This window comes from Nocardia sp. CA-128927 (assembly GCF_050955855.1).
Taxonomy (GTDB): domain Bacteria; phylum Actinomycetota; class Actinomycetes; order Mycobacteriales; family Mycobacteriaceae; genus Nocardia.
The window spans coordinates 9550951-9563736 of the sequence record NZ_CP192087.1; the positions used below are offsets into that span (position 1 = coordinate 9550951).

13 protein-coding genes are annotated in these 12786 nt (G+C 65.9%); 1 reads left to right on the top strand and 12 read right to left on the bottom strand.

Features of this window, described 5'->3' with window-relative positions; translation table 11 throughout:
• The first annotated feature begins 74 nt into the window (after positions 1-74).
• On the top strand, positions 75-1319 hold the full coding sequence (locus ACQPW1_RS44305) for a TetR/AcrR family transcriptional regulator (protein WP_433659552.1): 1245 nt from the start codon (positions 75-77) through the stop codon (positions 1317-1319).
• Here ACQPW1_RS44305 and ACQPW1_RS44310 read toward each other — a convergent pair whose 3' ends face one another.
• From ACQPW1_RS44310 to ltrA, 12 genes are all read right to left on the bottom strand, one after another.
• The gene (locus ACQPW1_RS44310) at positions 1320-1955 is read right to left on the bottom strand and encodes a hypothetical protein (protein ID WP_433659553.1); all 636 of its coding nucleotides are present in this window, start codon (positions 1953-1955) and stop codon (positions 1320-1322) included. It lies immediately after the preceding gene.
• Between the two features lie 11 nt (positions 1956-1966).
• Positions 1967-3145 carry an MCE family protein gene (locus ACQPW1_RS44315; RefSeq protein WP_433659555.1) on the bottom strand — a complete coding sequence of 393 codons (1179 nt, stop codon included), beginning with the start codon at positions 3143-3145 and terminating at the stop codon, positions 1967-1969.
• Positions 3142-4224 carry an MCE family protein gene (locus tag ACQPW1_RS44320; RefSeq protein WP_433659557.1) on the bottom strand — a complete coding sequence of 361 codons (1083 nt, stop codon included), beginning with the start codon at positions 4222-4224 and terminating at the stop codon, positions 3142-3144. The genes ACQPW1_RS44315 and ACQPW1_RS44320 overlap by 4 nt, the downstream gene beginning before the upstream one ends.
• Positions 4221-5321, bottom strand: coding sequence for an MCE family protein (locus ACQPW1_RS44325; protein ID WP_433659559.1), 1101 nt, complete (start codon positions 5319-5321; stop codon positions 4221-4223). Before ACQPW1_RS44325 ends, ACQPW1_RS44320 begins: the two co-directional genes overlap by 4 nt.
• Positions 5321-6343: an MCE family protein gene (locus ACQPW1_RS44330; protein ID WP_433659561.1), complete on the bottom strand. Its 1023-nt coding sequence runs from the start codon at positions 6341-6343 to the stop codon at positions 5321-5323. Before ACQPW1_RS44330 ends, ACQPW1_RS44325 begins: the two co-directional genes overlap by 1 nt.
• The gene (locus tag ACQPW1_RS44335) at positions 6343-7365 is read right to left on the bottom strand and encodes an MCE family protein (RefSeq protein WP_433659563.1); all 1023 of its coding nucleotides are present in this window, start codon (positions 7363-7365) and stop codon (positions 6343-6345) included. The genes ACQPW1_RS44330 and ACQPW1_RS44335 overlap by 1 nt, the downstream gene beginning before the upstream one ends.
• A 2-nt stretch (positions 7366-7367) precedes the next feature.
• Positions 7368-8741, bottom strand: coding sequence for an MlaD family protein (locus tag ACQPW1_RS44340; protein ID WP_433659565.1), 1374 nt, complete (start codon positions 8739-8741; stop codon positions 7368-7370).
• Between the two features lie 8 nt (positions 8742-8749).
• Positions 8750-9613, bottom strand: coding sequence for an ABC transporter permease (locus tag ACQPW1_RS44345; protein ID WP_433659566.1), 864 nt, complete (start codon positions 9611-9613; stop codon positions 8750-8752).
• A 1-nt stretch (position 9614) separates the two neighbouring features.
• Complete coding sequence (locus tag ACQPW1_RS44350; RefSeq protein WP_433659567.1) at positions 9615-10469, bottom strand: MlaE family ABC transporter permease; 855 nt, start codon at positions 10467-10469, stop codon at positions 9615-9617.
• A gap of 19 nt (positions 10470-10488) precedes the next feature.
• On the bottom strand, positions 10489-10677 hold the full coding sequence (locus ACQPW1_RS44355; protein ID WP_433659569.1) for a hypothetical protein: 189 nt from the start codon (positions 10675-10677) through the stop codon (positions 10489-10491).
• Positions 10677-10901 (bottom strand): hypothetical protein, encoded by a 225-nt coding sequence (locus tag ACQPW1_RS44360; protein ID WP_433659570.1) that lies wholly within the window; start codon positions 10899-10901, stop codon positions 10677-10679. Before ACQPW1_RS44360 ends, ACQPW1_RS44355 begins: the two co-directional genes overlap by 1 nt.
• Positions 10902-11346: 445 nt before the next feature.
• Positions 11347-12741: a group II intron reverse transcriptase/maturase gene (ltrA, locus tag ACQPW1_RS44365; protein WP_433659572.1), complete on the bottom strand. Its 1395-nt coding sequence runs from the start codon at positions 12739-12741 to the stop codon at positions 11347-11349.
• Between the last annotated feature and the right edge of the window lie 45 nt (positions 12742-12786).

Sequence of the window (12786 nt, forward strand, 5' to 3'; positions counted from 1 at the left end):
GATCTTCGATTCAGTTTGATTTCAGGCCCGCAAGGCCCGGCGACCGAGCGTCCGATTCGGCTACCATCGCGGCCATGGGTGCCCAGGAAGGCCGCGCCGCGGACAAGGCGTCCGACGGGACGGCCGCGCGCGTGGTCCGGCGGCGGCCGCGTGACCGGCGCGCCCAGATCGCGGCGGCCTCCGCGGAAGCGTTCGGGTCGCTCGGGTATCACGGCATTAGCATGGAGGACATCGCGTCCCGGCTCGATATCAGCTCGGCCGCGCTGTACCGCCACTACCCCAGCAAGTACGCGCTGTTCCGCGAGGAAGCCCTGCGGCTCGGCACGCTCAGCGAGGCGGCGGTGCGCCTGCCGGACTCGGCCCGCGGACTGCCTGCCGAAGTACGGCTCGGGCACGTCATGGATGCGCTCATCGCCTCCTCGATCACGAATCGCCGCAGTGCCGCGCTGCTGCGCTGGCAGCGCCGCTATCTCGACGACGCCGATGCGGCGATCCTGGACAACCAACTGGCACAGGTGAATTCGGTCCTCATGGCGCTGCTCGGCGAGACGCGGCCGGAGCTGGCCAAGGCCGACCGGGCCGTGCTGTCGGCCGCGGTGCTGAGCGTGCTCAGCAGCATCGGCGATCACCATGTGTCGATCCCGGTGCGCGCCTTGGCCACCATGCTCGGCGCCGCCTGCCGCGCAGTCGCCGACTGCGTGCTGCCACCCTCCGCCGAACACACCGAAACCCTTGCGGCAAGCGAGATTCCGTTGACCTTCAAGCACGAGCTGCTGCTCGCGCGGGCGATCGAACTGTTCCACCAACGCGGCTATCCGAATGTGAGCGTCGAGGACATCGCCACTGCGGCCGGGCTGCCCGCCTCGTCGGCGGTGTACCGCTTCTACCGCAGCAAGGGCGACATCCTGGCGGCCGCGTTCCGCCGTGCCGCGGACCGGGTTTCGGCCGCGATCGGACCGGCGGTCGCGGCGGCGGACGGGCCGGAGCAGGCGCTGACGACGCTGATCGAGCTGTATGTGGCCGGCTCGTTCGCCGAGCGCGAGCTGACCTTCGTCTACTACGCCGAGATCAGCAATGTGCCCGCCGATGATCGGACGGTGCTGCGAAACATCCAGCGGCTCAACGTCGAAGAGTGGGCGAAGCTGCTGGCCGAGGTCAGGCCCGAGCTATCCGCCGCCGACGCCAGGTTGCTGGTGCACGCGGCCCTGGCCCTGGTCGTCGATCTGGGTCAGCGCTTCGGCTCCGACGACCCGGTGTGCTCGCGGCAGCGGGTCGTGCACCTGATGCGGGTCGTGCTTTTCGGGCGACAGGGCGGATAGCTACTGCTGCGGCGGCGAGGCGAGCGGCGAGTTCACCTTGTTCACCAACCAGCGGCCGTCGACATTCTCCAACCGCATCACCATGGACAGCTGGCCGGGCGCGGGCTTGCCCTGGGTGCCCATGCTGGTGATGGTCTGGCCGATCACCACGATGGCCTCGGCCGAGGTTTCGTCGCCGGTTTCGATCGCGCACTGGACGTCGTTGACCTTCGACACCACCTCACCCTGGGTGAGCACCTCGCGCAATTCCTTGCTGGTGCTGTCGAATTGCTTCTTCCAGTCGCCGGTCGCGCCGTCGAGGACGGCGGCGAAGTAGTCGTCCAGCTTCTTGGCGTCGTAGTCGGCCAGGATCGGGGCGTACTTGCAGGCGGCGGTGCGCGCGTCCGCGTTGGCGTCGATTATGGCTTTGTTGCCCTTGTTCTGGAGGTAGAAGACGACGCTGGAAGCGACTGCGGCGCAAAGCAGCACGGCGGCCGCCACTTGAATGGCGAGTCGTCCGGCTCGGCCGGGTACCAGTCGAATCCGTTTTCCTGCGGTCGTCTCGGTCGCCGACTCTTGCTCTACCACAGCACTATTCGAATCATCGGGCGTTGACTCTTCGGGCACTGCGGCGATCTCGCCCTCGTTGTCGGTCATCAGATGTGCTCCTATCTACCAGGTGCCGGTCGGGACAGCTCATTGCCGGTGACGCCGGGCGGCGGCCCGGATCCGTTGTCCGGCACGTTCGGTCGTGGTGCGTTCGCCGAGCCGCGAACCTGCAGCGCCGGGTTGCTGGTGACGCAGTAGTTGTAGAGCCGCACCCTGGTGTCCACGGTCTTCGTGGTCGGCACCACGGGCACGGTGTCGTAGTCACAGGTCGGCCGTGGCCACGGATCGATGAGGGTGTGATACGCGTTGTCGTGCGCCGGAATGCCGATCGCCTCCGAACCCGCACGCAGCGCCGGGAACAGCGCCGCGATGGCCGGGGCCCGCAGCTTCGCGGCCTTGGTGATCGCGACGAAGTTGGTGACCAGGTTGGTCATCGGGTCCTCGGTGTCGCGCACGATGCCGCCGAGGGTGGCCAGCTGGCCGGGCCCGAGGTCGAGGAACTTGCGTACCTCCTGGTCCGCCGCGGTCAACTGCTGGAACAGCGCGCTGGAGCCGGTGGTCAGCGTGGTCAGGTCGGGTTGCGCGTGCGACGTCGTGTCGGCGATCACCTGGAGGTTCGCGATGAGCTGCCTGGTCTGCGGGAGCAGATCGGTGAGCCCGGCCATGGCTCTGCTGATGCCGGAGATCATGTTGCGCAACCGATCCGGGCCGCCGGCGAGGGCCTTGTCGAGTTCGTCGACGATCACATTGAGTCGGCCTGGGTTCATTCCGGCGATCAGCCCGCTCATGCTGCCGAGTACCGACTGCACCGTCACCGGGGTTGTCGTCCGCGCGCGCTCGACCACCGTGCCGTCGACGAGGTACGGGCCGCTGTCCGCGTCCGGCCGGAAGTCCAGATACTGCTCCCCCGCCGCGGAAAGCCGACCGACGGCGACGGTGCCACCCACCGGAATCTTCGCGGTCTTGTCGATTTCGGCGATCGCCGCGACGCCGTCACCGGAGATCCGTACCTCGCCGACCTTGCCGACCCGGGTGCCTCGGAAGGTGACGTCGTTGTTCGCCGCAAGACCACCGGAGTTCTGCAACTCGACCCGCACCGTGTACGTACTCGGCAGCGGCTTGATCCGCAGCACGTTGGCACCGAGATAGGACACCCCGAGCACGAGCACCAGGATCAGACCGACATTGGCCACGGCGACCCGGCGGCGGACCAGCCATTGCCACAGCGGCGGATTCATCGCCCACCACCTTGCAGTCGGCCGATGACCTTCTCGATCATCTGCGCCAGGCTGCCGACAAACGCTGGCACATCACCGATTTCGGGTGGTCTGCTGCCCTTCGGGTCGGTCAGCGCGCCGACGCTCAGATAGGACACGGTGGCCGCGACCGCGAGCACCGGGCCGTCCAGGCTGGCCGAGATCGACGGGTAGATGGCGTGCAGCCCATCCAGCGCACCCGAGAGATCGTCACCCATCTGGGCGAATCCGGACATGAGCCGCTGGATGCTGTCGAACAGGCTGAGGAAGTCGGGACCGGTGGTGTCGGTGAAGTCGCCGAGCGCGGCCATCGTCACCGAGACCTTGGCGATGAGATCGGCGATGGCCCTGTTGTTTTCGGCGACCAGCCCGATCAGCGGCGGGAAGGTGTCCGCAGCCGCGCCCAATTCGGCTTTGCGCCTGGCCAATTCGCCGGTGAGCGTATTCAGCCCGGACAGCACACCGTCGACGTCGGCGGTCCGCCGGTTGAGTGCGGCGAGCACGTCGGTCATCTCGGTGATCAGATGCGACAGCTCCGGCGCGCGCCCGGCGAACATGGAGTTCATCTCGGAGGTGATCCGCGCCGCCTGGTTGAGGCCACCGCCGTTGAGCAGCAGCGAGACCGACATCATCAGCTGCTCCACCGAGGCGCCGGTCGCGGTGTGGTCGGGTGCGATGGTGTCGCCCGGCCGCAGCAGCTCGGCGCTCGCCTGTTTGGTGGGCAGGGTCATCGCGACGAACATGTCGCCGAGCGGGGTGGCCTGGCGCAGCTCGGCGGTGGTGCCGCGGGGCAGCTGGATGTCCTGGCGGATCTGCATTTCCACGTCGGCGAGGAAGTCGGTGGTGCTGATCGCGGAGACCATGCCGACGTCGGTGCCGCCGATCTTGACGTGCGCGTTCGCGGGCAGGTTGAGGGCGTCCCGGAACACCGCGTGCAGGGGGTAACCGGGGCCGCCGATGCCGGGCTTGGGCAGCGGCACGTTGTCTACCGTCACCGCGCAGCCAGAGGTCGCACCGACCGCCACCGCGATGGCAACCGTGGCCAAGGCTCGCGTCCTCATTTGGTAAGTCCGAGCAATGCCGCGGTGAGTCCGAAGTCCGGGCCGAAGTCCTGGATCTTGCCGGTGCGGCAGCCGTCGAGGCGCATCTGCACTCGTTCGCAGAACACCGACAGCGCCTCGCCGTCGAGCACCGACTTGTCCAGCAGGCCGTGCAGGCGTAGCGCCTGATGTTCCTTGCTGGTCGCGTTGGTCAGGTTCTGGAAGAACAGCGGCGTGACGTCGGCGATCTCGGTGACCGATCGCGCGTTGGCCCGCATCTGCCCGGTGAGCGTGGTGAATCGGGTCAGCGCACCGAGCAGTTGCTCACGATTGGTGCCCACCACCGTGGAGGTGTTGGTGACGAAGTCGTTGAGCTGGGTCAGCACCGCCTGCAACCCCGGCGCCTGATCACCCATCAGCTGAACCATTTCGGTGAGCCTGCCGCTGAAATCGCGCACCGTCTGGTCGTTCTCGGCGATGATCTGGGTGATCTCGTTGAGTTTGATGATGGTGTTGGAGATCTGGTCGCCGTTGGCCAGGCTCACCTCGAACGCCGAGGACATCGCGTCGAGCGTCGCGCGCAGCTTGTCCCCGTTGCCGTCGAGCAGCGGGAAGAGCACCCGGCTCGCCATCGGCCCGGTCTCGTTGTCGCCCTTCATCGCTCGCCCGAGCTGGTCGAAGTTGTCCAGGATGCGGTCGAGTTCGACCGGGGTGCGGGTGTGTTCGAGCGGGATGTGTGCGCCGTCGGCCAGCACCGGGCCGTTGCCCTCGTAGGCGGGCGCGAGTTCGACGTGCCGGTTGGTGATCAGTTGCGGCGAAACGAGTGCGGCGATCGCGTCCGCGGGCACCTTGACGTTCTTGTCGATGGACATGGTCACCTCGACGTAGCTGCCCTTGGCCGTCACCGTGTCGACCCGGCCCACCGGGACGCCGAGGATCGCGACGTCGTTGCCCGCATACAGACCGGCGACGTTCTCGAAATCGGCGCTGATCCGCACATGCTCGCCCAGATACTGGTCCGGCAGCGCGCTCAGGCTCTCCGGCAGCAGCGAGCAGCCGGAGGCCACCGCGGCCACCCAGCACAACACGGCGGTTTTCAGAAAAGTACCTATCTTCATCAGTTACACCCCTGTACCGCACCGGCGAAACACAGCCAGTTGTCCGGGAAGATCCACGGCGCCCACACATCGCCGTAGGGGCCGTTGCCGAGCGCATTGTTGAACTGCCGCAAGGCGACCGGCATGATCTCGTAGAGCGAGTCGAGGTTGTCCCGGTTCTTCTCCAGGCCCTCGGACATGGTGTTCAGGCTCTGGATCATCGGCCCGAGCTGATCGTTGTTCTCCAGACCCATCTGCTGGAGCAGCCGGGAGAGCTCGGCGACGTTGTCCAGCAACGACTTCAGCATGTTCTGACGCACCGCGACGGCATTGCCGATCGCCTCGCCGCGGGTCAGCAGCAGCAACACGCTGTTGCGATTGTCCGACACCAGCTGCGAGACCTGATCCATGCTCTTCAACAGCACGTCGACCTCGTCGCGGCGGTCGTTGATCACCTTCGCGAGCGCGCCGACGCTGTTCAACGCCTCGACGGTGAGCTGCGGCGAATCACCCATCTGCCTGCTGAGTAGATCCAACGACTGGCGCAGCTTGGTCGGATCGATCCGCTCGATGCGTTCGAACGACGACTTGTACACCGGATCGCGAATCACCTTGCCGAGGTTGTACGGCACCGACGTATTCGCGAGCGCGATCCTGTTGCCCGGCAGTCCCTTTCCATTGCCCGGCACCAGTTCGACGTGCAGCTTGCCCAGGATGGTGGTCATCTTGATGGCCGCGTGCGCGTCAGGACCGAGCCGCATATCCCGGCGCACCCGCAGGTCCACAACGACTTTCGCGCCGTCGAGCCGTACCGCGCGCACCGAACCGACCTCGATGCCGGACACATCCACCGACGCGCCCGCCCGCAGCCCCGCCGCCTGCGCGAACTCCGCCTGAATCGTCTTGTCCCCCAACCGAGCCTGAGACAACGCGCTGGAGCAGACCAATAGCAGCACCACCGAACCCGCCGCGAGCAGGCCGAGCCACAGCAACCTGTTCCGCGGCAATCGGACGCGTCCGACCATGGACCGCGCTCGTGTCATCACCGGCACACCTCCGATTGCGAATTGCCGCCGACCTGCGAGAAGAGCCCCGGTGGCAGCAGCACGCCCCACAGCGAGACATCGAGGCGGCAGATGTAGGCATTGCCGTAGGCGCCGTAGCTGCTGAACCTGGCAATGCCATTGAGCAGATTCGGCAGCTCGACGGCCGCCTGGTCCAGCGAGGCGCCGTTGAGCAGCAGCAGCGCCACCCCGCTCGTCGCATCGTTCTGCGCCCGCGCGATATTCGGCTTCACCTGGCCGATCAACCGCGCCAGCGAGTCGGTCGAGGTGGCCACCTGATCGACCGAGCCCTTCAGCGACTCACCCTGTGCGTATAGCGACTCGACCAGCGAACGTGCCTGGGTGATCAGGGTTTCCAGCTCGCCGCTGCGATGCGCGAGTCCGGCGATGACACTGCTCAGGTTGCTGATCACGTCGCCGAGAATCTTGTCGCGCTGCCCGAAGGTGCCCGCGAGCTCGGCGGCCTGGGTGATCAACGCGCTGAGCGAAACGTTGTTGCCCTGCAAGGCCTGGATCAGGGTCTCCGACAGCGAGTTGATCTGATCCGGTTGCAGCACACTGAACAGCGGCTCGAACCCGGACAGCAGCGCGGACACATCGAACGAGGGCTCGGTGCGCTCGAGCGGTATCGCGGAACCGGCCGCGAGCACCTGCCCGTTGCCCTCCCCGGGCACCAGCGCGACGTACCGCTGTCCGATCAGGTTCTGGTAGCGCACCAAGGCTTTCGTGGTGGTGGTGAGCCGCTGCCTGCGCTGAATGCGGAAGTCGATGCGCGCGCGGTAATCACCGTCGAAGTCGATGCCGTCCACCCGGCCGACTCGTACGCCTGCCATTCGGATGTCGTCACCGACGCGCAGACCGAGGACGTCGGAGAAGGTGGCGGAGTAGGAATCGGTGTCGCCAGACACCGAGCGCTGCAAGGTGGACCAGATCGTGTAGGTCAGCACGATCGCGACGATGGCGAAGAGGCTGAAGCCGGCCAGGGCCTTACCTGATTTCATGCTCAGCGACCGCCCTTGTCCGCCGGGGTGACCGAACCGCCCGCCAGCAGCGGCGACAGGAGCAGGTACTGCGCGGCCGTCGGCTTACCGCCGACGATCGCCGCCACCGCATCCGGGCCACGTAAACCGTTGGACCTTGGGCTATTCGGTGCCGGATCCTTGGCGGCGGCCGGTGCGGTGAGTCCAGGAATCATCGGAATACCAGGAATGGCGGGAATGGCAGGCAGCGTCGGCACCACCGGTTTAGGCCCGGCCGCATCCAACCAGTTCGGCATCATCTGCGCCGGAAACTCCTGTGGTGGTGCGACTTCCGGCACCGATGCACCCCCACACCGCGGCCCGGCCATGCTGCCGTAATGCGGGCAGTCCGCGGCCGTGTACTGCTGGAACGGCGTGAAGGACACGTCCATCTTCCAGACCATCTGGCGACTCGGCCCGAAACCGAACACCGAACGCAACTTCTGCAGGGAGACATTGAGATTGGCCGCCGTCTGCTGCAGCGCCTGCGGATCCTGGGCCAAGCTGCCGAAGAGTTCGCCGACCCCGGAGACAACTTCCTTACCGGCGTCCGGGTTGCGGGCGAACAGCGAATTCACCGAATCGACCGCCCCGCCCGCGTTGGTCAGCAGCGCGACGAACTGATCGCGCCGTTCGGTGAGCGTCCGCGCGGTGGTCACCGACTCCGACAACACCCCGACCAGATCCGGCGCGGACGCGCTCAACGCCGTCGTGGCGCGGCCGAGATCGCCCAGCAGGTTGCCGATGCCCGGAATGGCATGCATCTGCGTGATCCAGAGGTCCAAGCGTTCGATGGTCGAACCGGGTACGCGCGCGGACGGATCGAGTGCGTCGGCCAGGGTGGCGAGCACCCGGCCCAGCTTCTCCGGCTGGATGTGATCGAGCACGTCCCGCAGCACGCTGAGCGTGGTCTGCAGCTGGACCGTGCCCTCACTCGTGTCCTCCGGGATCTCGGCACCGGCGCGCAAGGTTTCGGTCGTCTGCCCGTTGCCGACGAGCTCGATCGCCGTCACGCCGAAGATGTTGTTGGGGATGACGCGCGCGGTGACCAGCGCCGGAATAATCGCCGCGACAGCAGGTTTCAGCTCGAGCTCCGCGCGCTGACGCTCACCTTTGGCGACCACCTCCACCCCGGCCACCGAGCCGACGATCATGCCGCGGAACTTCACGTCGGCATGTTCGGGCAGCCCGTCACCGGTGCTGGTGAGCAGGGCGACCACGTCGACGTTGTCCTCGAAACGACCGGTGTAGCGCAGCCCGAGCAAGTACAACAGCAGCAGCACCACCGTGGTGAGGGCGATACCGGCGAGCGAGAGCTGTCGCGGGCTCGGCCCGCGGCCACTGGGATCGATGATCATCGCGGCCCCTATCCCGAGATCCGAATGCCGGGATCGATGCCCCAGATCGCCAGCGTGAGAAACAGATTCGCGAACACCATGACAACGATCACCATCTTGATCGCGCGCCCGGCCGCCTGCCCGACCCCCTCCGGGCCGCCGGTCGCGACGTATCCGTAGTAGCACTGCAGGAACGTCGAAATCAGCACGAACACCACCACTTTGAGCACCGAGTAGAAGACGTCGACGCCGTTGAGGAACTGGAAGAAGTAGTGGTCATAGGTGCCCGCCGAGGTACCGCCGAGAAACAGCACCGACAACTTGGTCATCAGGTACGCGACCGCGAGACCAACGCTGTACAGCGGCACGATGGTCAACGTTGCCGCGATCATCCTGGTCGAGATCAGATACGGAAGTGGGCGGATGGCAATGGATTCCAGCGCGTCGATCTCCTCGGAGATCCGCATCGCGCCGAGCTGCGCGGTGAATCGGCAGCCCGCCTGGATCGCGAAGGCCAAGGTCGCCAGGATCGGGCCGATCTCGCGGGTGGTGGCGAATCCGGAGATGGCGCCGGTCAGCGGATTCATCGTGAGCAGATTCAGCGCGGTGTAGGACTCCATGCCGACGGTGATCCCGCCGAAGCCACACAGGATCACGACAACGCCGACGGTGCCGCCGCCGACGATCAGCGAGCCGTTGCCCCACCCGACGTCGGCGGTGAGCCGCAGCACCTCCTTGCGATAGTGCTTGAGCGCGAACGGTATTGCCATGATCGCCGCGACGAAGGTGATGGCCTGATGGCCCAACCGCCGGTTGGCCCGTACCGGTCCGCGGACGGCTTCGCCGACGATCCGGAACGGCCGCAACGCCGGTGGCGTATAGCGCGAGCCCATGTCAGAGCACCTTCGCCGGGAACAGCGTGTTGTACACCTGGGTGATGATGATGTTGGTGGCGAAAAGCATCAGCGCGGAGTTGACCACCGCCGCGTTCACCGAATTCGCAACGCCGCCGGGCCCGCCCTTGGTGTGCAGGCCGATATCGCAGGCGATGATCGCGGTGAGCGCCCCGAAGATGGCGGCCTTCAATAGCGCGACGATCAGGTCGTTCGCGACGGCGAAGGAGGCGAACGTGCTGATGAACGACCCCGGCGTGCCGCCCTGCGCGTAGACGTTGAACAGGTAACCGGTGGCGAAGCCGACGAACACCACGAACCCGCACAGCAGCATGCTCACCAGCACCGCGGCCGCCAGCCGCGGCGCGACCAGCCTGCGAATCGGATCGACGCCCATCACCTTCATGGCGTCGATCTCCTCCCTGATCGTGCGGGACCCGAGATCGGCGCAGATAGCCGAGCCGACCGCGCCCGCGATCATCAGCGAGGTGACCAGCGGTGCGCCCTGGCGAATGATGCCGAGCCCGCTGACCGCACCGATGAAGGTGGTCGCACCCACCTGACTCACCAACGCGCCCAACTGAATCGAAACCACCACCGCCACCGGTATCGCGACGAACACCGTCGGTGCCGCGGAGACACTGGCCATGAACGCGCACTGCTTGATGAACTCTTGAAACGGGAACCGGCGCGCGAGCAGCGCACGGAACATCTCGAGCACCGCGTCGCGGCCCAGCGTCACCTGCCTGCCCAGTGTCTCCAGCGACCGCTGCGGGTGCCGCTGCCACAGACCCCGGACGTCATCGATCGCTTTCTCTAAATCGGTCCGCTCCGGCGGTCGTTCGGTGATGGTCACTGGTTACTGCCTCTCCCGGTCACGCGGTGCCGCTCAACTGCCGCTGCAGCAAAACGAGGAGGTAGCCGACGACGGCGAAGCCCGCCACGACGGTGCTCAGCACGGCCAGCCACAGCCCGAACCGGAGCACCGGATTGACCCGGGTGCGCCCGCCGAGGACCTTCACGCCGATCACGACGATGTCGATGAACCAGACCAAGATCATCATCAGGTCATGCACACATTCGAGAAGGTGAGCACGGGCCAGCACACGATCGACCCGAGGAACGAGATGACCACGTCGATGCCGTGCATATCGCGCAGGTGGCTGGTGTGCGTGAGCGTCCAGACCACGCCGATCAACCCGTACGGGATGCCGAGAATGATCAGCGTCCCGAGGAACTCCGAGACCTTCATCTCGTAGCTGAATATCCGATCCAGCCTCTTGAGCATGCGCGTCCTTTCGCGTGCCGGTCGCCTGCGACCGGCCGCCCACGGCAGGACCGACAATCGGATCCGCCGTTGGATCCAGCCGAACACCTCACGGTCCGGTATGGGCCCGTATGTTACGCACGATTCCTGACTTTACGAAACCCTTTCGAGTACATTCACAGCCAGACAGCCTGGAATATCCCCATGCAGCCCGACCCGTTGACGCATGAGTCCAGTCGGACTTAAGTTATCTGTAGTTCACAGGTTTTTCACGCCCTCCGGAGTCGATTCCGGACACGAGTCGGGTCGGGAACTGGAGTAGTAAATGATCACCGACGGTAGGACCCAGGGCCTTCATGCCGCCGGTTTCCCGGTCGGTTGTGCATCCCCTGGTGCCCCTGGTCAGGCCGTTACCTCTCCAGCTCCCGCCGCCTCAAACCGTGCATGCGGTTCTCCCGCACACGGCTTACCTACGCCGTTCACCACCGGCATTCGGTTTCTCCCGCCAGGGCTTTCCCGCCCTGGGCGCGATCACGATTCCATTCAGGCTGATCAACCCGCACTGATCCGGCGAGCGACGGATAGCGATCCAACCGAAGCCGGGTCCGCGTTTGTGCCGTTTGCCGATGAACAGCGCGAGGCGCTGGCCTGCGTACTGCGCAATCTTGTCGAACCGAATCGTGGAGTGGCCGTAGCGAAAATAGCCCGCCCAGCCACGCAGGAACCTGTTGATCTCCCTCACGATCGCCTCGACCGGAAGCAGCAGCCGAGACCGGACAGTCAGTTCATGAATCCGGTCCCGCGCACGCCGCATCGCCCGATCACTGGGCCAGCGAGCAAGGAACTCCACACCCCGGCGTCCGCGCACGCCCCGAGACCGCACCATCCGATGGTGAAAGCCGAGAAAGTCGAAACCCTCTCCGCCCACCACCAACTCGACGATGCGGGTCTTGGCCTCCTTCGGCTCCAAACCGAGTTCAGCCAGCAATCCCCGCAGCCGCGCGAGCGCGGCTTCGGCTTGCTGCCGGGACCTGCACAACACCACAGCGTCATCGGCATACCGGACCAGTACCCCGAAAGCGCTTGTGTCCCAAGCCCGGTCGAGCCGGTGCAAGTACACGTTGCACATCAAGGGACTGATCGATCCTCCTTGCGGAGTCCCGGTTACCGGATGGGTTACCGTGCCGGACTCCATCACTCCCGCGCGCAGCATCGCACGCAGCAGCTTGAGCACCGACTCATCACACACCCGTTCCTCGATCGCTGCCATCAACCGGTCTTTCGGTATCGCCGAAAAGCAGTTGGCGATATCGGTTTCCACCACCCACCGGCGGCCCCGCCACGTCTCATCGACAAGGACTTGGAGCCCATCATGCGCCGAGCGTTTCGGGCGGAACCCGACACTGCACGGCAGGAAGTCCGCCTCATAGATCGGCTCGAGCACGATCTTCAACGCGGTCTGCACGATCCGGTCACGAACAGCGGGAATCGACAGCGGCCGTTGTTCTTTCGTTCCCGGCTTGGGGATATACACCCGCCGCGCCGGAAGCGGCCGATACGACCCGTCCCGCAACTCACAGGCCAGTTCGTCCACGAGCCGGTCAGCGCCGTACTCGTGTTCGATCTGGTCCAGGGTGGTCCGGTCGACACCTGGTGCGCCGCCATTGGCGCGCACCGCAACCCAGCCACGCCACAGGACGTCTCTGCGCAAGACCTTGTCCCACAACGCATGAAACCGCCGCCCGGGATCGGCCTTGGCCGACCGGTAAAGCGTGTGTTGCAGGGCACGCACCTTGTCCACCGAAACCCTGCCCACGGCAACGGTTCCGGGGTCGGCGGGACTAGCCTTCACGGCACTCACCGGGCACCTCCATCTGCATCAGCACGCATCGACGTAGTAGTGGCC

What these genes read in the sequence shown, in the direction of transcription:
- ACQPW1_RS44310 (WP_433659553.1), bottom strand. Translation starts at nt 1,955, where the DNA reads ATGACCGACAACGAGGGCGAGATCGCCGCAGTGCCCGAAGAGTCAACG.
- ACQPW1_RS44315 (WP_433659555.1), bottom strand. Translation starts at nt 3,145, where the DNA reads ATGAATCCGCCGCTGTGGCAATGGCTGGTCCGCCGCCGGGTCGCCGTG.
- ACQPW1_RS44305 (WP_433659552.1), top strand. Translation starts at nt 75, where the DNA reads ATGGGTGCCCAGGAAGGCCGCGCCGCGGACAAGGCGTCCGACGGGACG.
- ACQPW1_RS44335 (WP_433659563.1), bottom strand. Translation starts at nt 7,365, where the DNA reads ATGAAATCAGGTAAGGCCCTGGCCGGCTTCAGCCTCTTCGCCATCGTC.
- ACQPW1_RS44320 (WP_433659557.1), bottom strand. Translation starts at nt 4,224, where the DNA reads ATGAGGACGCGAGCCTTGGCCACGGTTGCCATCGCGGTGGCGGTCGGT.
- ACQPW1_RS44325 (WP_433659559.1), bottom strand. Translation starts at nt 5,321, where the DNA reads ATGAAGATAGGTACTTTTCTGAAAACCGCCGTGTTGTGCTGGGTGGCC.
- ACQPW1_RS44355 (WP_433659569.1), bottom strand. Translation starts at nt 10,677, where the DNA reads ATGATGATCTTGGTCTGGTTCATCGACATCGTCGTGATCGGCGTGAAG.
- ACQPW1_RS44360 (WP_433659570.1), bottom strand. Translation starts at nt 10,901, where the DNA reads ATGCTCAAGAGGCTGGATCGGATATTCAGCTACGAGATGAAGGTCTCG.
- ACQPW1_RS44340 (WP_433659565.1), bottom strand. Translation starts at nt 8,741, where the DNA reads ATGATCATCGATCCCAGTGGCCGCGGGCCGAGCCCGCGACAGCTCTCG.
- ACQPW1_RS44345 (WP_433659566.1), bottom strand. Translation starts at nt 9,613, where the DNA reads ATGGGCTCGCGCTATACGCCACCGGCGTTGCGGCCGTTCCGGATCGTC.
- ACQPW1_RS44330 (WP_433659561.1), bottom strand. Translation starts at nt 6,343, where the DNA reads ATGACACGAGCGCGGTCCATGGTCGGACGCGTCCGATTGCCGCGGAAC.